This is a genomic window from Microbacterium paraoxydans (genome assembly GCF_900105335.1).
GTDB classification, from domain to species: domain Bacteria; phylum Actinomycetota; class Actinomycetes; order Actinomycetales; family Microbacteriaceae; genus Microbacterium; species Microbacterium paraoxydans.
Window position 1 is genome coordinate 2,680,811 of the sequence record NZ_LT629770.1, and the last position, 17,059, is coordinate 2,697,869.

Genomic DNA, 17,059 nt, shown 5'->3' on the forward strand with positions numbered 1-17,059 from the left:
CGATGACGGCGATGGAGGCCCCCCGGACGACGCGGTCGGCCGGGGCATTCACGACCCCGCGGGCACGACGCCGCTACGTGCTCGTGCTGGTGGTGCTCGGCGTGATCGCCGTCGGCTCCGCGTTCGGTCTCCTCGCCTGGGACAACCCGCTCCCGGTCGGCACACCCGGATTCTGGCGCATCGCGCAGCACCGCGCGACCGCCGTGGTCGTGATGGCCCTCGTCGCCGTCGCCCAGGCCGTCGCCACGGTCAGCTTCCAGACGGTCACGAACAACCGGATCATCACTCCGTCGATCATGGGCTTCGAGTCGTTGTACCGCGTCGTCCAGACCACGACCGTGTACCTCTTCGGGGTCGCGGGGCTGGTGGCGATCCAGGGCGTCGGCCAGTTCGCCCTCCAAGTGCTCATCATGGTCGCGCTCGCCGTCCTCCTCTACGGGTGGCTCCTGTCCGGGCGGTACGGCAACCTCCAGATCATGCTGCTCGTGGGCATCGTGATCGGGGGAGGTCTCGGGGCGATCGCCACCTTCATGCAGCGGCTGCTCACCCCCAGCGAGTTCGATGTGCTCGCCGCCCGGCTGTTCGGCAACGTCTCCAACGCCGACCCCTCGTACCTCCCGCTCGCGGTCCCGCTCGTGATCGCGGCGTCCGCCCTGCTGTGGCTGCGGTCCCGGCGGTTGAACGTGCTCGCGCTCGGTCCCGATGCCGCGCGATCGCTGGGGCTCGACCACCGCAGGGAGCAGTTCCTGGTCCTGACGCTCGTCGCGGTGCTGATGGCCACCTCCACCGCCCTGGTCGGACCGATGACCTTCCTGGGCTTCCTCGTGGCGACGCTCGCCTACCAGTTCGCCGACACGCACGACCATCGGCTGATCTTCCCGGTCGCCGTCCTCACCGCGTTCTCGATCCTGGCGGGGGCGTACTTCGTCATGAAGAACGTCTTCTACGCGCAGGGCATGGTGTCGATCCTCATCGAGATCGTGGGTGGCACCGTGTTCCTCATCGTCATCCTCCGAAAGGGCAGACTGTGATCGCACTCGACGGCGTCCGCCGTGACTACAGCAGCGAGGTGGCGATCGGCCCCGTCGACCTCCGTATCCCGACCGGCGGCATCACCGCCCTCATCGGGCCGAACGGTGCGGGCAAGTCGACGCTCCTGACCATGATCGGCCGGCTGAACGGGATGGACGCCGGAGCCATCGAGATCGCCGGGCTCGACGTCGCCTCCACGAAGTCGAAGGATCTGGCCAAGGTGGTCTCGATCCTCCGTCAGGAGAACCACTTCGTGACCAGGCTCACCGTGCGCCAGCTCGTGGGCTTCGGCCGCTTCCCGCACTCCCAGGGGCGGTTGACGAGGGCCGACGAGGAGGTCATCAGCCAGGCCATCGACTTCCTCGATCTGGGGACGCTCGAGGGGCGCTACCTCGACGAGCTCTCCGGAGGACAGCGGCAGCGGGCCTACGTGGCCATGGTCCTCGCGCAGGACACGGAGTTCGTGCTGCTGGACGAGCCCCTCAACAACCTCGACATGCGGCACGCCGTGCAGATGATGAAGCACCTGCGGCGGGCGGCGGAGGAGCTCGGGCGCACGATCGTCATCGTGCTGCACGACATCAACTTCGCCGGGCACTACGCCGACCACATCTGCGCCATGAAGGACGGCCGGGTGGTGGAGTTCGGCCCGCCGGCGGAGATCATGACGGACGACGTGCTGAGCCGGGTGTTCGACACCCCGGTACAGGTCGTGGAGGGCCCGTCCGGCCCCCTCGCCGTCTACTACTGACCCGACCCGACGATCCGAGGGGCCTCGAGGTCGTCGTTCTCCACGATCACAGCGGCACGCCGCTCCGGGGCGTCCTCTCGCAGGTAGATCCGCTGACCCTCGACGTAGCGACGGTTGCTCGCCGCCTCCGGGTCCGGATCCGAGCCGTCGCGTCGTGCCATGCGCGCGGCGGAGACGGCGAAGTCCACACGGAGGAAGACCGAGAAGTCCCACATCGCACGGAGTTCCCGCCGGTGGAGGAAGATCCCGTCGACGACGATCACCGATGGCGCGGCGAGGTGGTGTGCGGGCGCGTCGAGCAGTTCGTCGCTGTCGAGGTCGTGCGACGCCGTGAGGTACGGTCCAGGGCCGGCCCGGAGCGGGGCGATCACATGACGATCGAAGGCCGCGTAGTCGTAGGAGTCGAGGAAGAAGCCCTCCGGAGAGTGCCGGCCGCGCCGATAGCGCTCCGTCCTGCGCCGGTGGAACCCGTCGATGGAGATCCGCACCGTGGGGTGCCGCGGCGCGAGGAGTTCGGCGAGCTCGTCGGCGAACACCGTCTTCCCCGAGCCGTCCACGCCGTCGATGCCGACGAACACGTTGCGGCGGAGGCCCTCGGGCGAGGGAACGCCCGACGCCACTTCGGAGAGCACGGCGCGCCGGTCGGCGCTGGACTGCCGCTCCACGGCGTCAGAGCTCGACGCCGTGGTCCTCGTCGTTCACGCCCGCGTTGTGGCCGCGGCGGGACTCGTAGCCGAGGAACCAGCCGAACCACACGATCGCGGCGAGCAGCACGCCCAGCCAGACGTTCTGGAAGATGAGGCCGAGGACGACACCGGCGATCAGCAGGCCGACCGTGACGAAGATGCGCAGGGCGGTACGGGACATGCGCTCAGCATACGTCGGTCGCTGCGATCACAGGCCGATCAGCGTCGGCGGTGGTCCTCCGGGGCGAGCCGGGGCCCGCGCCGCGCCTCGGCGATGCCGCTCGCGAAGATGAGCCGGATGACGCGCTGCCGGTGGCCGGCCCAGGGAGCGAGCAGTTCGATCATGCCGGCATCGTCCGTGCGGTGCCCGGTCAGGGCATGCCCGACCTCGTGCGCCAGATGGTAGTCGCCGACACTGACGGCATCGGGGTCGCCCAGCGCGCGGATCCGGGTCTCCGCGGCGGTCCAGACCCCGACTCCGGGCAGGCTCGTGAGCACGCGGTCACGGTCAGCGCCGGTCGTGGCCGCTCGGACGGCAGCGGCGATGCGGTCGCCGCGCTCCGCCGCCCGCACGATGGTCTTCGACTGGGGCGGCTCCACTCCGGCGCGGTGCCACGCCCACGAGGGGATGCGTCGCCACTGCGCCGCCGTGGGGGCGACGGCCATCGGTCGCGGCGTCGGCCCCGGTGCCGGGTCGCCGTAACGCGACACGAGGTACCTCCACGCGCCGAAGGCCTGCATGGAGGTGACCTTCTGCTCGAGGATGCCGCAGGCGAGGGCATCGAAGACCTCGTCCGTCCGTGCGAGCCGGATGCCGGGGTGTCGCCGGGCCGCCTCGGCGATGAGGGGGTGCAGGGAGGGATCGAAGCCGGTCGGGTCGTCGCCGGCGCCGCACAACGCCGGCACGAGGGCGAGAGCGTGCTCCGCGCCCGGACCCCAGGCGGTCGCCTTGACCTCGTTCCCCGACATCCGCAGGGCCAACGTCGACGGACCCTGCGGCGTGCGGACCGCTCGCCAGATGACGGGGCCGTCGAAGACCGTCGTCGGATCGGTGCCGCCGCGGCGCAGCATACCGACGGTGCGCCGGAGATCGAGCGGGTGCGGCGGGCGGTACGTCGTCTCCCGCGGGGCATCCGCGTGGACGGCGCCCGCCGTCGCGGGGGCGGCGGCGAGGGTCATGCGCCCACCCTACGCGCGGCTCCTGACACCGGCCTCCGGGCTGAGCAGGGGCGGGTCAGAAGCGGTCCGGCGACGGGGTTCCGTGGCCGTAGCGGATGACGACGTCGGCGTGACGGTCGAAGCGGTAGCCGATGCCGCGCACGGTACGGACGATGTCCTCGTAGCGGCCGAGCTTCGCCCGCAGCCGGCGCACGTGCACGTCGATCGTGCGCTCGCCCGGGGTCTCGTCGTCCTGAGCCTGCCAGAGGGCGGCGACGAGCTCGCTGCGCTCGATCGTGCGGCCCTCGCGGAGGACGAGGTACTGCAGCAGCTCGAACTCCTTGTAGGTGAAGGCGGCGGACTCGCCGTCGATGAGCACGCGCTTGCGGGAGATGTCGACGGTGACGCCGGACTCCTCGGGCGTGGTCTCCTCCTCGGCGGCGGCCTTGGTGCGGGCGATCGCGCCGGGCTCCTGCAGGGCGAGACGCACGACGTCGAGGTCTCGGCCGCCGGAGCCGTGCGGTGCGAGGGCGACGGTGGCGTGGGTCTCGGCGCCGGGCGCGAGCTCGGCCAGCGTGCGGCGGAGCGCGTCGACGAGCAGCGGAAGGCTCACACCGGCTTCGGCGGCCTTGATCTCGTCCAGGCCGACGTAGAGGGCGAAGCCGCGGGGCGAGCGGACGGCGGGGAGGTCGGCGCCGGCCGGGGCCAGGGGAGCCGACGACTCGGCGGGTCGGACGGTGCGGTTCGGGGCGGTGACGGCGGGACGCTCGAGAAGGGCGGAGTTCGACATGATGATGGGTCCTCAGGACGTGAGCCCGACGGGAGAGGGCTCGGATGCGTTGCACGAATGACCGGCGGAGCCGGGGAAGCGAGCACGGGTGTGTGCTCGGGACACTGCTCTCGCAGATGGCGAGGAGTCAGGTCAGGCGGGGTGGCTGTTCGTTCAGCGACACATTCGGCAACACATGTCAACGCGACCGGGCATCATCATCCCGGCAGTCCCGTTCGCCTCCTGGGCGGACAAAGGGCGTGCGTTGATGGTCATGGGGGGATTATGTCCGATCGTGACGGGACATGTCAAAACGCCCGGGCGCGTCGCAAGAGGCGTAACGTGACACGGATGACGATCTCGCACACCGTCGGCGGCTTCATCCTGACCGACGAGAAGGACGCATCGCGGTACACCCTCACGCGCGACGGGAAGCTCGTCAGCGTGCTCGACTACCGGGACGACGGCCACACGGTCGCCCTCACCCGGGCCTACACGGTCCCGGCATTCCGCGGGAACGGGTACGCCGGGAAGGTGGTCGAGGGGGCCGTGGCCGACATCGCGGAGCGCGGCGACCGCAAGGTGGACGCCGTCTGCTGGTACGTGGCGGAGTGGTTCGCCGCGCACCCCGAGCAGTCGGGTCTTCTCCGCACGCGCTGACCTTGCGCCTGTATTACGAACTGTTACGGCCGCCGCCTGCGAGGATGAGGGCATGAGACTCGCCGAAGCCCTCGCCGCCCGCGCCGACCTGCAGCGCCGCATCGAGCAGCTGCGGGCGCGCATCGTCGCGAACGCCCGGTACCAGGAGGGCGAGGAGCCCGCCGAGGACGCGACGGCGTTGATCGAGGAGGCGGAGGTCGCTTTGACCCGGCTGCAGAGCCTCATCCGCCGCATCAACGCGACGAACGCCCGGCTCGACCTCGGCCCGGACGGGACGATGACCGATGCGCTGGCCGCGCGGGACGTGCTGCGCCTGCGCCACGCCCTGCTCACGGACGCGGCGGCCGCGGCTTCGGGCGCGAACGAGCAGTACCTGCGCCAGATGCGCTCCGAGCTGCGGCAGGTGTCGGCGCTGCCCGTCGCCGCGCTGCGTGCGCGGGCGGATGCGGTCGCCCAGGAGCTCCGCGAGCTCGACAACCGGATCCAGCAGGCGAACTGGTCGCACGACCTCGAGGAGGAGAGCGGAAGTCGGTAGTCGCGACGGAGCGGGCACAACCCTCAGCCGGCGGGGCAAGCCGGCCCCTGTGGGCGGAGGGCAGCCCTGATCTCGCATCGCGCAGCCCCGCACGCCGCACAGGTGAAGGTGCACAGCGCATCTCGCATCACCGCGTGCCGGTCGCCGCGACGAGGGTGGGTCAGGGGACCTTCCGCTTCCTCCTCGTGCCTCGGGAGACGGCGCTCCCGGCACGCCTCGGAGGGAATGTCCGAGGGTCTTCGTACCGTGGGGGTATGCGGATCCTGCACACCTCGGACTGGCACATCGGCCGGACGTTCCATGGCAACTCCACCATGGATGCGCTCGCCGAGGTGCTCGCCGCCCTGACCACGCAGGTCAGGGAGCACGAGGTCGACGTCGTGATCGTCGCGGGCGACGTGTTCGACTCCGCCACGCCCTCGGCCGCTGCCTACACGCTGCTGGGCGATGCCCTCGTCGCTCTGCACGAGACGGGCGCACGCGTGGTCGTCACCAGCGGGAATCACGATTCCGCCGCCCGCCTGGGATTCCAGGCTCGGCTCCTGCGCGACGGCATCCACGTGCTCACCGATCCCCTCGCGGTCGGCACCCCCGTCACGATCGACGACGCCCACGGTCCCGTGCACTTCTTCGGGATCCCGTATCTGGAGCCTGCGATCGTCCGCCAGCACTGGCCGGAGGGCGACGCCGAGGGACGGCAGCTGCGCACGCAGGCGCAGACCATGACGCACGCGATGACCCTCGTCCGCGCGGGCATGCAGAAGCACGCGGGTCGTTCGGTCGCGATCGCCCACTGCTTCGCCGCGGGCGTGGAGCCGACGGAGGGCCTGGAGCGCGAGGTGCGACAGGGCGGCCTCGACGTCGTCCCCCTCCGTGCGTTCGACGGACCCGACTACGTCGCACTGGGTCATATCCACGGTCGTCAGCAGGTCAGCGAGCGGGTTCGATACGCCGGCGCTCCGTTGCACTACAGCTTCGGCGAACAGCACAAGCCGCGCGGCTCCTGGCTCGTCGACCTGGATGCCGACGGCCTTGCGGGCGTCGAGTGGCTGGAGCTGCCGGTTCCGCGGCGACTGGTCACGCTGACCGGCACCTTCGAGGAGATCCTCTCCGCAGAGAGCGTGGCCGCGCACGCCGACGCCTGGGTGTGCGCCGTCTACACCGACGCCGTGCCGCAGACCGAGCCCATGCGACGGCTCCGCGAGGCGTACCCGCACTGTGCGATCGTGCTCCATCAGCCCGCGGTGGTCACGGGCATGCAGGAGCGCTCGTACGGTGAGCGGCTGCGCTCAGCGGTGACCGATGCTGACCGGATCGAGGCGTTCCTCGAGCATGTCCGGGCCGGCCACGGAGCCACCGAGGTCGAACGCGAGCTGATCCGTGAGGTGCTCGACGACCGGGTCCGCGCGGAAGCCCTCGTCTAGTGCGGCTGCATCGACTGGAGGTCGAGGGGTTCGGGCCCTTCCGGGCGCGGCAGACCGTTGATTTCGACGCCTTCGCTGACGACGGGATCTTCCTCATCGCCGGCCGTACCGGAGCGGGGAAGTCGAGCATCCTCGATGCGGTCTGCTTCGGGCTGTACGGCGGGGTGCCGCGGTACGACGGCGGGGAGAAGAGGCTTCGCAGCGACCACAGTGAACCGGACGACCTCTCCGAGGTGGTCGTCGAGTTCAGCACGCCGTCTGGCCGCTACCGGGTCACGCGTTCGCCGGAGTACCTCCGGCCGGCCCGGCGGGGAGGCGGCCTGACGAAGCAGGCGGCGGCGGTCTCCCTGGAGGAGCTCACGGACGACGGCTGGGTCGGTCGCGCGGCGCGGGCCGTCGACGTGGCGCACGAGCTCGACGACATCCTTCAGCTCAGCCGCGAGCAGTTCCTGCAGGTGATCCTGCTGGCCCAGAACCGGTTCTCGGAGTTCCTGCTCGCGGGCAGCAGGGACCGGCAGGCCCTGCTGCGCCGGCTCTTCGGCACTGAGCGTTTCGAAGACGTGCAGGCGCGGTTCGACGAGCGGCGGCGCCACGCCGAGCAGCGCCTCGGGGCGCGTCTCGCCACGGTGTCCGCCCGGCTGGACGAGGCCGAGCGCCTCGTGGCGGATGCCGACCTCGGGCGCGACGCCGGCGACGCCGACGGCGAGGTCGGACCGGAGGTGCAGGGGGAGGCCGTCACGACGGCCGATCGCCTGGCGGAGCTGGAACGGGCGCAGGCTCGCGCCGCGTACCGGGCCGAACGGCGCGCTGCCGAGCGTCAGGAGGCGGAGAAGCGGTTCGAGGCCGCCGATGCTGTTCTGGCCGCCGCGCGGGAGGATCAGCGTGCCCAGAGCGAGCGCGACCGTGCCCGTGCGGCGATGGCGCGTCTGGACGCCGAGGAGGGAGCCATCGCCGAGGCGAAGGCGGAACTCGCCAGGGCGCGGGCGGCCGAGGTGCTGCGGTCCTTGATCACCGCGGCGGACCGTGCCGTGACGGCGGCTGATGACGCGGTGGCTGCGGAGAAGCGCGCACGCGCGGACTGGGGTCAGCTCGGTGTGGAGACCGACGACCTCGATGCGTGGATCGCCGACCGGACACGGGCGTCCGGGGTCTGGGAGCGCGCCGTCGCGCTGGAGGCCGAGGCACCGCGCCGCGCCGCCGAGCGCGTCTCCGCAGCGGAGTCCGTCGCCACCTCCGAGCGCCGGTGCGCCGACGGCGAGGCGGAGCGCGGGGCGCTGCCCGGGAGGATCGCCGCCGTCACCGCCGAGCGGGACGACGCCCGTCGGCTCGGCGACCGGCTCCCCGCCATGGAGAGCGCGCGCGTCGCGGCCGAGCTCCGCCGGGAGGCGGCGGAAGAGGCGGCACGTCTGCAGCAGGAGTGCGCCGCGGCCGACCGGGTCCTCGCCGAGGCGACGTCCGCGCAGGCCGCCGCGCAGTCGGCTCTGGCCGATCTGCGCCAGCGCCGGATCGACGGCATGGCCGGGGAGCTGGCGTCCGCTCTCATCGAGGATCAGCCTTGCCCGGTGTGCGGGGCGCGGGAGCATCCGGCGCCGGCAGACCACAGCGCCGCGGTCTCCGTGGAGGACATCGCGGCTGCGGAGACTCGGAGGGACGAGGCGGCGAGCCGCGAGCAGCAGGCGGCGGCGACCTGCACGTCGCTGCAAGTCGAGCTCGCTGCGGCTCTGGCGCGTGCGGACGGACGAGACGTCGAGACGGCGAAGGCCGAGCTCGATGCCGCCGTGGCTGCCGAGAAGGAGGCCCGCGCCGCGGCCGACACCGCGCGGCTGCGCGACGGCGAGCTCGTCGAGCTCGGTGCCCAGCAGAGCGCGCTCGAGGAGCGGCGCGTCCAGGACGAGGCGGCCCTCGCCGAAGCCCGCGAGCAGCTCGCCCTGGTCGTCCAGCGCGACGAGGACGCCCGTACCGCGATCGACGAGGCGCGAGGGAGCTACGCGTCGGTGGCTGAGCGCATGACGGAGGCCACCGCCCACCTCGCCGTCGCACGCCGCCTCCTCGACGCCGAAGCCGAACGGACGCGGAGGCAGCAGGCGGCGACGGAGGCGGCTGCCGAGAGGGATGCCGCCCTCGACGCCTCCGAATTCTCCGACGTCGAGGCCGCCACCGCGGCGCTGCGTCCGCCGGCGGTGCAGATGGAGCTGGACGAGCGGGTGAGGATGCACGCGGTGCAGCGGGAGAAGGAGCGCGCCCTCCTGTTCGACCTCGAGCTGCGGACGCTGCCCGAGGAGCCCATCGACCTCGCACCGGTCGAGCAGGTTGCACGCGAGGCCAGGGCGGCATGGTCCGCCGCCGTCGACGGAGCCACCAGGGCGGCGGGCGACGCGGTGCGGCTGGCCGGCCTCATCGACGCCGCGAAGGACGAGTACGCCCGCACGGCGGAGGATGCAGCGGCGTTCGAGGTGCTCCAGGCCCTCGCCGACACGATCGCCGGACGAGGGGCGAACACCCGCAAGATGACGTTGGAGACCTTCGTGCTGGCGGCGGAGCTCGAGGAGATCGTCGACGCCGCGAACCGCCGGCTCCACGACATGTCGGAAGGACGCTACCGGCTGCAGCACTCCGATGCGCTGGCTGCGCGCGGTGCGGCGTCCGGGCTGGGCATCGTGGTCGCCGACGCCTTCACCGGGCAGACCCGTCCGCCACAGTCGCTCTCGGGCGGCGAGACCTTCCTCACCTCCCTCGCGCTCGCCCTCGGGCTGGCCGAGGTCGTGACGGCTCGCGCCGGAGGCATCCGCCTGGACACGCTCTTCATCGACGAGGGGTTCGGTTCCCTCGACGGCGACACGCTCGACGTCGCGATGCGCACGCTCGACGAGCTGCGGCAGGGTGGGCGCACGGTCGGTGTCATCAGCCACGTCGAGGCCATGCAGGAGCAGATCCCCGCGCAGCTCACGGTCCGTGCGCTGCCGAACGGACCAAGCGTCATCGAGACGCGCTGAGGTCAGACCCCGTACTCGGCGCGGATCACCTCCCGCAGCTCGATGCTGCACCGGGCGATGGCCTCGCGGAAGTCGGCCAGAGCGCCGTCCTCCGCCTGATCGGAGACGGCGCGGAACGCGCGGATCGGCACGCCGAACTGCCCCGCCACCCAGATGTAGGCGTAGGTCTCCATGTCCACCAGCGCCGCACCCATCGGCCGGATCACGGCGGTGACCTCGGCGTCGTTCACGAAGTGGTCACCCGTGGCGATCACGACGCCCTCGCGGCCTGTGGTCACCTGCGGCGGAAGCGAGACGTGCCGTCCGACGACGCCGTCCAGGTCGATCACGTCGTGCTGAACCGCGGTCGCGATCTCGTGCACCGCGTACGCACGCCCCTTCTCGATGGAGCCCGCGGTGCCTACGACGACGACCTCGTCGTAGGTCTTCGCGTCGAGGGCGCGGGTCAGGGCGTACGTCGCCGGCAGCTTTCCGGGGCCGGTGACCAGCCGGTCGAAGCCGGCGAGCTCCTCGGGGAAGGCGGACAGTTCGGACTCGAGGGCGGCGACGAGGAGCTTCACCGCTTCAGTCTCTCAGGTCGCGGCCGGATACCGCGTCCCGGCGCAGTGGCGTGACCCGCACGAAACACGGAAGGGGGATACTGGAGCCGAACCGATGAGCGGAGGACAACGTGTCGTTGCAGAAGCAGATCGCGGAAGACCTGGGCGCCCGGCCCGACATCGATCCCGAAGCGGAGGTGGAGCGTCGCGTCGGCTTCCTCGCGGACTACCTGCGCACGACCGGCGCGAAGGGCTTCGTCCTCGGCATCTCCGGCGGACAGGACTCGACGCTCGCGGGGCGCCTCGCCCAGCTCGCGGTGGAGCGCGTACGTGCGGAGGGCGGGGAGGCGACCTTCCTCGCGGTGCGCCTGCCCTACCGCGTCCAGCACGACGCCGACGATGCGCAGGCGGCCCTGGACTTCATCGCGCCGGACTCGTCGATCGAGGTCAACATCCAGAACGGTGTCGAGGGCGTCGAGAAGGACATCGAGTCCGCCGTCTCCAGCGACATCTCCGACTTCAACCGCGGCAACATCAAGGCCCGCCTCCGCATGGTCACCCAGTATGCGCTCGCCGGGCACGAGGGACTGATCGTCATCGGCACCGACCACGCCGCCGAGGCCGTCACGGGGTTCTACACGAAGTTCGGCGACGGGGCCGCTGACGTCCTCCCGCTGGCCGGTCTCACGAAGCGACAGGGGCGGGCCCTGCTCCAGTTCCTGGACGCTCCGGAGCGCCTGGCCTTCAAGGTCCCCACCGCCGACCTCCTCGACGACCAGCCGGGGCGGACGGACGAGGACGAGCTGGGGCTGACGTACGAGCAGATCGACGATTTCCTCGAGGGCCGGGAGGTCGACCCCGAGGTCGCCGGCCGCATTGAGGCGCGGTACCTCGCGACCCAGCACAAGCGTCATCTCCCGGTGACCCCCGACGACACCTGGTGGCGCTGACCGGAGCCGCGCACGCGGGACCGCCCGCTTTTCGCCGTGTCGGACGCCGCGGATAGTGTCGAAGCAGCCGACAGAACGGGAGAATCGTGCGGATCGACACAGAGGCGCGGCGGGTCATCTGGAGCGCGAGCGACCTCAAGGCGGCCGCCGAGTGCGAGTTCGCGTGGTCCCGCGCGATCGACGCGAAGCTGGGGCGGGTCCCCGCCGTCGAGGAGCCGGAGGATGCGACGCTCCTCCGCGCCGCCCAGCTGGGAGACGTGCACGAGCAGAACGTGCTCGACCGCTATATCCGGGAGCTCGGCGACGAACGGGTGCATCGGATCGCCAAGGTCTCCTCGAGCGATCCTGAGGCCCTCGCGGCCGCCGTCGACGAGACGCTGAGCGCTCTGCGGTCCGACGCGCTGGTCGTCTTCCAGGCGGCCTTCGCCACCGACGAGTTCGTCGGGTTCGCCGACTTCCTCCGCCGCGATGAAGACGGGCGCTGGCGTGTGCAGGACTCGAAGCTCGCGCGCAAGGCCCGGGTGACCGCCCTCATGCAGCTCGCGGCATATGTCGACCAGCTCGACCGGCTCGGCATCCCCCGAGCGGACGAGGTCGACCTCATCCACGGCGACAACAGCGTCAGCACGCACGCGGTCGACGACCTCCTTCCGCTGTTCCGGGTGCGTCGGTCGCGGCTGCGCGCTCTCATCGCGGACCGCGCCGTGGCCGAGGGCGTCGCCGGGGCGCCCCTCGCGTGGGGTGACGACCGCGGCGACCTGCGCGTGGTCGCCTGCGGGCGCTGCGCCACGTGCGAGGAGCAGGTGCTGGCCCACCGGGACCTCCTCATGGTCGCCCGCATGCGTCCGGTACAGCGGGCCCGTCTCCGCGCCGCCGGGATCCTCACGATCGACGACCTGGCTGCGGCGACGCAGGCCCCCGAGGGCATGAACGTCGACACGTTCGAGAACCTCCGTGCCCAGGCCCGCGTGCAGCTGCGGGCGGATGCCGAGGGCGCGGCGACGTACGACGTGCACTACGCCGCGGCGATCCACACCCTCCCGGTGCCCAGCCACGGCGACATCTTCTTCGACTTCGAGGGCGATCCGCTGTACACCGAGCCCGCCCCCGACGGCGAGGCGGAGTGGGGCATCGACTACCTGTTCGGCTGGGTCGACAACGCCGACCAGTACACCGCGCTCTGGGCGCACTCGTTCGCGGAGGAACGGCGGGCGCTGGAGACCTTCCTCGACTTCGTGAAGGTGCGTCGAGCCGCCCACCCCGGCATGCACATCTACCACTACGCCCCCTACGAGACCTCGCATCTCGTCGCGATGGCCGCCCGCCACGGTGTGCGCGAGGGCGAGGTGGACCGCCTCCTCCGCGAAGGCGTGTTCGTCGACCTGTACCCGCTGGTGCTGCGCACCGTGCGGGTCGGTTCGCGGTCCTACTCCATCAAGAAGCTCGAGCCCCTCTACATGGGGGAGGACGTGCGCACGAGCGACGTCCAGAAGGGCGACGACTCCATCGTGCAGTACGTCGCCGCGCGGGAGCTCGCGGCGGCGGGGGCGCAGTCCGAGGCCGATGCCGTGTTCGCCGACCTCGCCGACTACAACCGCTACGACTGCGTCTCGACCCGCCGGCTGCGCAACTGGCTCATCGACATCGCCCGCGCGGAGGGCGTCACGCCGGCCCCGCCGGACGATGCGGACGAGGTCATCTACGAGCCGTCTCCGCGCTCGCTCGCTCTGCTCGGCGATGCGGAGCGTGCGGTGGAGGCCGGTGACGACGGGCTCGTGCACCGGATCGCGGCGGCCGCCATCGACTACTTCCCCCGCGAGGCGAAGAGCTTCTGGGTCGCGCACTTCCAGCGGCTGCGGGAGCCGGTCACCATGTGGGACGGCACGCGCGATGTGGTGAAGGTCGATGCCACCCGCTCGCGGGTGCGCCGCGACTGGAGCATCGGCGAAGGGCGCCGAGTGCTGTCGCGGGAGCTCGAGATCCGCGGCGAGGTGTCCCCGGGCACGACGCTCGGCCCCGGCGCGCAGCCGTTCGCGCTCTACGACGTCCCGGCCCCGTTCGACACCGACGTCCCGTCGCGGGCCGTGCACGTACCGCACGGGGTCACGGTCGTCGAGGTGCTGGACGACGGGTACCTCGTGATCGAGTCCGCCGTGCAGGGACAGACCTGGGACGACCTCCCCGTCGCGCTGACCCCTGCGGCGCCGCCTCGCGTGGTGTCGCTGCAGCAGGCGATCGACGAGTGGGCGGACGCGGTGCACGCGGCCGCCCCGGACTTCCCTGAGGACGCGGCCACCGACATCCTCCGCCGCCTGCCTCCGCGCACGGTGTCGGGGAACGCGCTTCCGGCCGCAGGCGACGATCCGATCGACGCGATCGTCCGCGGAGTCCTCGACCTCGACCACAGCTACCTTGCGGTGCAGGGGCCTCCGGGCACGGGGAAGACCTACACGGGCTCCCAGGTGATCGCCCGGCTCGTCAACGAGCACGGCTTCCGCATCGGCGTCGTCGCGCAGTCCCACGCGATCATCGAGACGCTCCTGGAGCGCGTGGTCGCCGACGGCGTCGCCCCGGCTCAGGTGGCGAAGTGCCCCAAGGATGCCGATGCCGATCCCGGCTACACGGTGATCCCGAAGACCGGGATGGCCGCCTTCCTCGCCGAGCATGAGAACGAGGGTGCCGTCGTGGGCGGCACCGCGTGGGACTTCAGCAACACGCAGCGGGTCGCCAGGGGAGAGCTCGACCTGCTCGTGATCGACGAGGCCGGACAGTTCTCGCTCGCCTCGACGATCGCGGTGGCCGCCGGTGCGCAGCGGCTCCTGCTCCTCGGCGACCCTCAGCAGCTGCCCCAGGTCAGCCAGGGCGCCCACCCGGAGCCGGTGGACACCTCTGCGCTCGGCTGGGTGATGGACGGCGATCCCGTCGTTCGTCCGGAGTACGGCTACTTCCTCGCCCGTTCCTGGCGGATGCACCCGTATGTCGCTGCTCCGGTGTCGAAGCTCGCCTATGCCGGGAAGCTCGCCTCCGCTCCCGGAACGGAGCGACGCGCAGTGGAGGGCATCGACCCGGGGCTGCACGTGGTGCCCCTGCGGCACCGCGGCAACGCGACCCAGTCGCCGGAGGAAGCCGCAGAGGTGGTGCGTATCGTCGGCGATCTCGTCGGCCGCACCTTCCACGACAACGACGCCGAGGGCACCGTCCGCCCGCTGACGCCGGAGGACATCATCGTGGTGGCGCCGTACAACGCGCAGCGGCAGCTCGTGCACGATGCGCTCGCGGCGGCGGGATTCGGCGGAGTCCCGGTGGGCACCGTCGACAACTTCCAGGGCAAGGAGGCGGTCGTCTCCATCACGACGCTCGCCGCCTCGAGCGGTCGGGATGCCCCGCGCGGCCCGGAGTTCCTGCTGCTGCAGAACCGGCTCAACGTGGCGATCTCCCGCGCGCAGGTCGTGGCCTACCTCATCCACTCGCCGGCGCTGCTCGACGACCTGCCGTATACGCCCGAAGGGGTCGCGAGGCTCAGTGCCTTCGCCCGCCTGGTGGGGGCGGCGGAAGAGGAGGGATCATGATGTCGTCCGTCCCCGGGTCCGCTTCCGTCGAGACGCCGACGGTCGACGAGATCCTGCGCGCCGCCGCCGCATGGGCGTGGTTTCCTCGCGGCAGCGAGGACGTCCGCGACGACCTGCTGCTCGTGCGCTACCCGGAGCGGTTCGGGGGCGGCGTCCGCGGCTCCCAGGTGACGTCGACGCGGCCCGCCGCTGAGGTGCTGGACGGGGCACTGGAACGCACCAGAGCCTGGGGCGAGAACGTCTTCACATTCTGGACCAACCCCGCGGACGACCCGGACCTCGAGGACGAGCTCCAGCGCCGCGGTGCGGTGCATGTCGACACTGTCACGGTGTTCGCGCGTCCGACAATCGGAGCCGCGGTCGACGTGCCGCCCGGGGTCACCGCCGAGGTCGTGCGCACGAGGGACCAGCTCCGCGAGGTCGACGCGATCAACGTCCCCGTCTGGGAGCAGCAGCCGCTGGATGAGGACGGTCTGGCCGCCGAGTTCGCCGAACTCACCGCATCCCTGTCCACGGGGGAGGGCTTCCGGGTGCTCGGCCGCATCGACGGCCGCGCGGTGAGCACCGGCGGCTGCACGATCGTCGACGGGTTCACCCGCCTGTGGGGAGCCGCGACACTCGAAACCGACCGCGGGCGCGGCGTGTATCGGGCGGTCCTCGCGGAGCGCCTGCGAGAGAGCGCCGCGCGCGGGGCCGCAACGGCGCTCGTCAAGGGCCGCGTCTCGACCTCGGCGCCGATCCTCGCGAGGGCCGGCTTCACGCGTTACGGCGAGGAGCGCGGCTATCGCCTGACCCTCTGAGTCGAGAGCGCGAGCGAGGTCAGACGGTGCCGTAGAGGCGGTCGCCCGCATCGCCGAGGCCGGGCACGATGTAGCCCTTCTCGTCGAGGCGCTCGTCGAGAGCTCCGAGGACGAGGGTCACATCGCGGTCGCCGGCCATTGCCTCGATCGCGGCCACGCCTTCCGGGGTGCCCAGCAGACAGATCGCGGTGACGTCCTTCGCGCCGCGGTCGAACAGGAACTGGATGGCCGCGGCGAGAGAGCCGCCGGTCGCGAGCATCGGGTCGATCGCGAAGCACTGGCGGTCGGAGAGATCGTCCGGAAGCCGCTCTGCGTAGGTGGTGGGCTCGAAGGTCTCCTCGTCGCGGACCATGCCGAGGAACCCGACCTCCGCGGTGGGGAGGAGCTTGACGAGGCCTTCGAGCATGCCGAGACCGGCGCGCAGGATGGGGACGACGATGGGTCGCGGCTCGGAGATCTTCACACCCGTGGTCGTGGTGACCGGCGTCGTGATCTCGATGGGCGTGACCTTCACATTCCGCGTCGCCTCGTACGCGAGGAGCGTCACGAGTTCTTCGGTCAGCTGGCGGAAGACCGGCGACGGGGTGCGCGCGTCGCGCAGCACCGAGAGCTTGTGGGTGATGAGAGGGTGGTCGGCGACGTGAACACGCATGGATACAGGCTAATGCGCGCCGCGTCCGCGCACGACATCGGGTGCCGTGGCGGCCGCCCCGCGCTGCCGTAGGCTCGGGGCATGACCGCCGCCGACCGCCTCGCGATGCAGCGTGCGCTCGAGCTCGCCGCCGAGGCCGCCGCCGCCGCGGAGATCCCCGTCGGTGCCGTCGTGCTCGACGCGGACGGCCTTGTCGTGGCCGAAGGGCGCAACACCCGCGAGGCCACGCACGACCCGACCGGGCACGCCGAGATCGAGGCGATCCGCAGCGCGGCATCGGTCCGCGGGTCGTGGAACCTCGACGGCTGCACACTCGTCGTCACCCTCGAGCCCTGCGTGATGTGCGCCGGCGCGATCCTTCAGGCACGCATCGGCCGCGTGGTCTTCGGCGCGTGGGACGACAAGGCGGGAGCGGCCGGCTCGATGTACGACGTGCTGCGTGACCGCCGCCTGCCCTATCGCGCGGAGGTGATCGGCGGCGTGGACGAGCACGCGTCCATCGCTCTGTTGCGTGCCTTCTTCGAGGACCGTCGCTGAACGC

The 17,059-nt window shown here is 71.6% G+C and carries 16 protein-coding genes; 10 read left to right on the forward strand and 6 right to left on the reverse strand.

The annotated features are described in order from the left end of the window. Positions 1–2 precede the first annotated feature (2 nt). A complete protein-coding gene (locus BLU02_RS13150; RefSeq protein ID WP_060921398.1) occupies positions 3–1,031 on the forward strand; it encodes an iron chelate uptake ABC transporter family permease subunit in 1,029 nt (342 codons plus the stop codon). Then, positions 1,028–1,783 carry an iron ABC transporter ATP-binding protein gene (locus BLU02_RS13155; RefSeq protein WP_060921399.1) on the forward strand — a complete coding sequence of 252 codons (756 nt, stop codon included), beginning with the start codon at positions 1,028–1,030 and terminating at the stop codon, positions 1,781–1,783. Before BLU02_RS13150 ends, BLU02_RS13155 begins: the two co-directional genes overlap by 4 nt. Here the strand turns inward: BLU02_RS13155 and BLU02_RS13160 are convergent. From BLU02_RS13160 to BLU02_RS13175, 4 genes are read right to left on the reverse strand one after another with little or no spacing between them, the layout of a single operon-like run. Continuing rightward, positions 1,777–2,448 (reverse strand): nucleoside/nucleotide kinase family protein, encoded by a 672-nt coding sequence (locus BLU02_RS13160; protein ID WP_060921400.1) that lies wholly within the window; start codon positions 2,446–2,448, stop codon positions 1,777–1,779. The genes BLU02_RS13155 and BLU02_RS13160 overlap by 7 nt on opposite strands. Before the next feature lie 4 nt (positions 2,449–2,452). Then, the gene (locus tag BLU02_RS13165) at positions 2,453–2,650 is read right to left on the reverse strand and encodes a hypothetical protein (RefSeq protein ID WP_025104487.1); all 198 of its coding nucleotides are present in this window, start codon (positions 2,648–2,650) and stop codon (positions 2,453–2,455) included. A 38-nt stretch (positions 2,651–2,688) separates the two neighbouring features. Beyond that, positions 2,689–3,648 carry a DNA-3-methyladenine glycosylase family protein gene (locus BLU02_RS13170; protein ID WP_060921401.1) on the reverse strand — a complete coding sequence of 320 codons (960 nt, stop codon included), beginning with the start codon at positions 3,646–3,648 and terminating at the stop codon, positions 2,689–2,691. Positions 3,649–3,703: 55 nt separating this feature from the next. Further along, the gene (locus BLU02_RS13175) at positions 3,704–4,417 is read right to left on the reverse strand and encodes a winged helix-turn-helix domain-containing protein (RefSeq protein ID WP_060921402.1); all 714 of its coding nucleotides are present in this window, start codon (positions 4,415–4,417) and stop codon (positions 3,704–3,706) included. Positions 4,418–4,747: 330 nt separating this feature from the next. On the opposite strand from BLU02_RS13175, the gene BLU02_RS13180 reads away from it, so the two are divergent. From BLU02_RS13180 to BLU02_RS13195, 4 genes are all read left to right on the forward strand, one after another. After that, entirely contained in the window at positions 4,748–5,056 is a 309-nt protein-coding gene (locus BLU02_RS13180) for a GNAT family N-acetyltransferase (RefSeq protein ID WP_025104484.1), read from the forward strand. Between the two features lie 52 nt (positions 5,057–5,108). Beyond that, positions 5,109–5,591 (forward strand): DIP1984 family protein, encoded by a 483-nt coding sequence (locus BLU02_RS13185; protein ID WP_060921403.1) that lies wholly within the window; start codon positions 5,109–5,111, stop codon positions 5,589–5,591. A 254-nt stretch (positions 5,592–5,845) separates the two neighbouring features. Further along, positions 5,846–7,015 (forward strand): exonuclease SbcCD subunit D, encoded by a 1,170-nt coding sequence (locus BLU02_RS13190; RefSeq protein ID WP_060921404.1) that lies wholly within the window; start codon positions 5,846–5,848, stop codon positions 7,013–7,015. Beyond that, the gene (locus BLU02_RS13195) at positions 7,015–10,008 is read left to right on the forward strand and encodes an AAA family ATPase (RefSeq protein ID WP_083371008.1); all 2,994 of its coding nucleotides are present in this window, start codon (positions 7,015–7,017) and stop codon (positions 10,006–10,008) included. The genes BLU02_RS13190 and BLU02_RS13195 overlap by 1 nt, the downstream gene beginning before the upstream one ends. A gap of 2 nt (positions 10,009–10,010) precedes the next feature. Here BLU02_RS13195 and BLU02_RS13200 read toward each other — a convergent pair whose 3' ends face one another. Beyond that, positions 10,011–10,568 carry a phosphorylase family protein gene (locus BLU02_RS13200; protein ID WP_060921693.1) on the reverse strand — a complete coding sequence of 186 codons (558 nt, stop codon included), beginning with the start codon at positions 10,566–10,568 and terminating at the stop codon, positions 10,011–10,013. A gap of 110 nt (positions 10,569–10,678) precedes the next feature. Here BLU02_RS13200 and nadE point away from each other — a divergent pair, with 110 nt between their 5' ends. The 3 genes from nadE to BLU02_RS13215 all read left to right on the forward strand — a co-directional run bounded on the left by nadE (position 10,679) and on the right by BLU02_RS13215 (position 15,866). Next, complete coding sequence (nadE, locus tag BLU02_RS13205) at positions 10,679–11,497, forward strand: NAD(+) synthase (protein ID WP_025104479.1); 819 nt, start codon at positions 10,679–10,681, stop codon at positions 11,495–11,497. An 86-nt stretch (positions 11,498–11,583) separates the two neighbouring features. Next, positions 11,584–15,066: a TM0106 family RecB-like putative nuclease gene (locus BLU02_RS13210; protein ID WP_060921694.1), complete on the forward strand. Its 3,483-nt coding sequence runs from the start codon at positions 11,584–11,586 to the stop codon at positions 15,064–15,066. Further along, positions 15,063–15,866: a GNAT family N-acetyltransferase gene (locus BLU02_RS13215; protein ID WP_231919577.1), complete on the forward strand. Its 804-nt coding sequence runs from the start codon at positions 15,063–15,065 to the stop codon at positions 15,864–15,866. The genes BLU02_RS13210 and BLU02_RS13215 overlap by 4 nt, the downstream gene beginning before the upstream one ends. 19 nt (positions 15,867–15,885) lie before the next feature. On the opposite strand, the gene upp is transcribed toward BLU02_RS13215, so the two are convergent. Then, positions 15,886–16,518: a uracil phosphoribosyltransferase gene (gene upp / locus BLU02_RS13220; RefSeq protein WP_025104476.1), complete on the reverse strand. Its 633-nt coding sequence runs from the start codon at positions 16,516–16,518 to the stop codon at positions 15,886–15,888. An 81-nt stretch (positions 16,519–16,599) separates the two neighbouring features. On the opposite strand from upp, the gene BLU02_RS13225 reads away from it, so the two are divergent. Continuing rightward, a complete protein-coding gene (locus tag BLU02_RS13225; RefSeq protein ID WP_060921695.1) occupies positions 16,600–17,055 on the forward strand; it encodes a nucleoside deaminase in 456 nt (151 codons plus the stop codon). Positions 17,056–17,059 lie beyond the last annotated feature (4 nt).

Coding starts and splice junctions, on each gene's coding strand:
- BLU02_RS13150 (WP_060921398.1), top strand. CDS start 3: ATGACGGCGATGGAGGCCCCCCGGACGACGCGGTCGGCCGGGGCATTC.
- BLU02_RS13165 (WP_025104487.1), bottom strand. CDS start 2,650: ATGTCCCGTACCGCCCTGCGCATCTTCGTCACGGTCGGCCTGCTGATC.
- BLU02_RS13170 (WP_060921401.1), bottom strand. CDS start 3,648: ATGACCCTCGCCGCCGCCCCCGCGACGGCGGGCGCCGTCCACGCGGAT.
- BLU02_RS13175 (WP_060921402.1), bottom strand. CDS start 4,417: ATGTCGAACTCCGCCCTTCTCGAGCGTCCCGCCGTCACCGCCCCGAAC.
- BLU02_RS13180 (WP_025104484.1), top strand. CDS start 4,748: ATGACGATCTCGCACACCGTCGGCGGCTTCATCCTGACCGACGAGAAG.
- BLU02_RS13185 (WP_060921403.1), top strand. CDS start 5,109: ATGAGACTCGCCGAAGCCCTCGCCGCCCGCGCCGACCTGCAGCGCCGC.
- BLU02_RS13190 (WP_060921404.1), top strand. CDS start 5,846: ATGCGGATCCTGCACACCTCGGACTGGCACATCGGCCGGACGTTCCAT.
- BLU02_RS13215 (WP_231919577.1), top strand. CDS start 15,063: ATGATGTCGTCCGTCCCCGGGTCCGCTTCCGTCGAGACGCCGACGGTC.
- upp (WP_025104476.1), bottom strand. CDS start 16,518: ATGCGTGTTCACGTCGCCGACCACCCTCTCATCACCCACAAGCTCTCG.
- BLU02_RS13225 (WP_060921695.1), top strand. CDS start 16,600: ATGACCGCCGCCGACCGCCTCGCGATGCAGCGTGCGCTCGAGCTCGCC.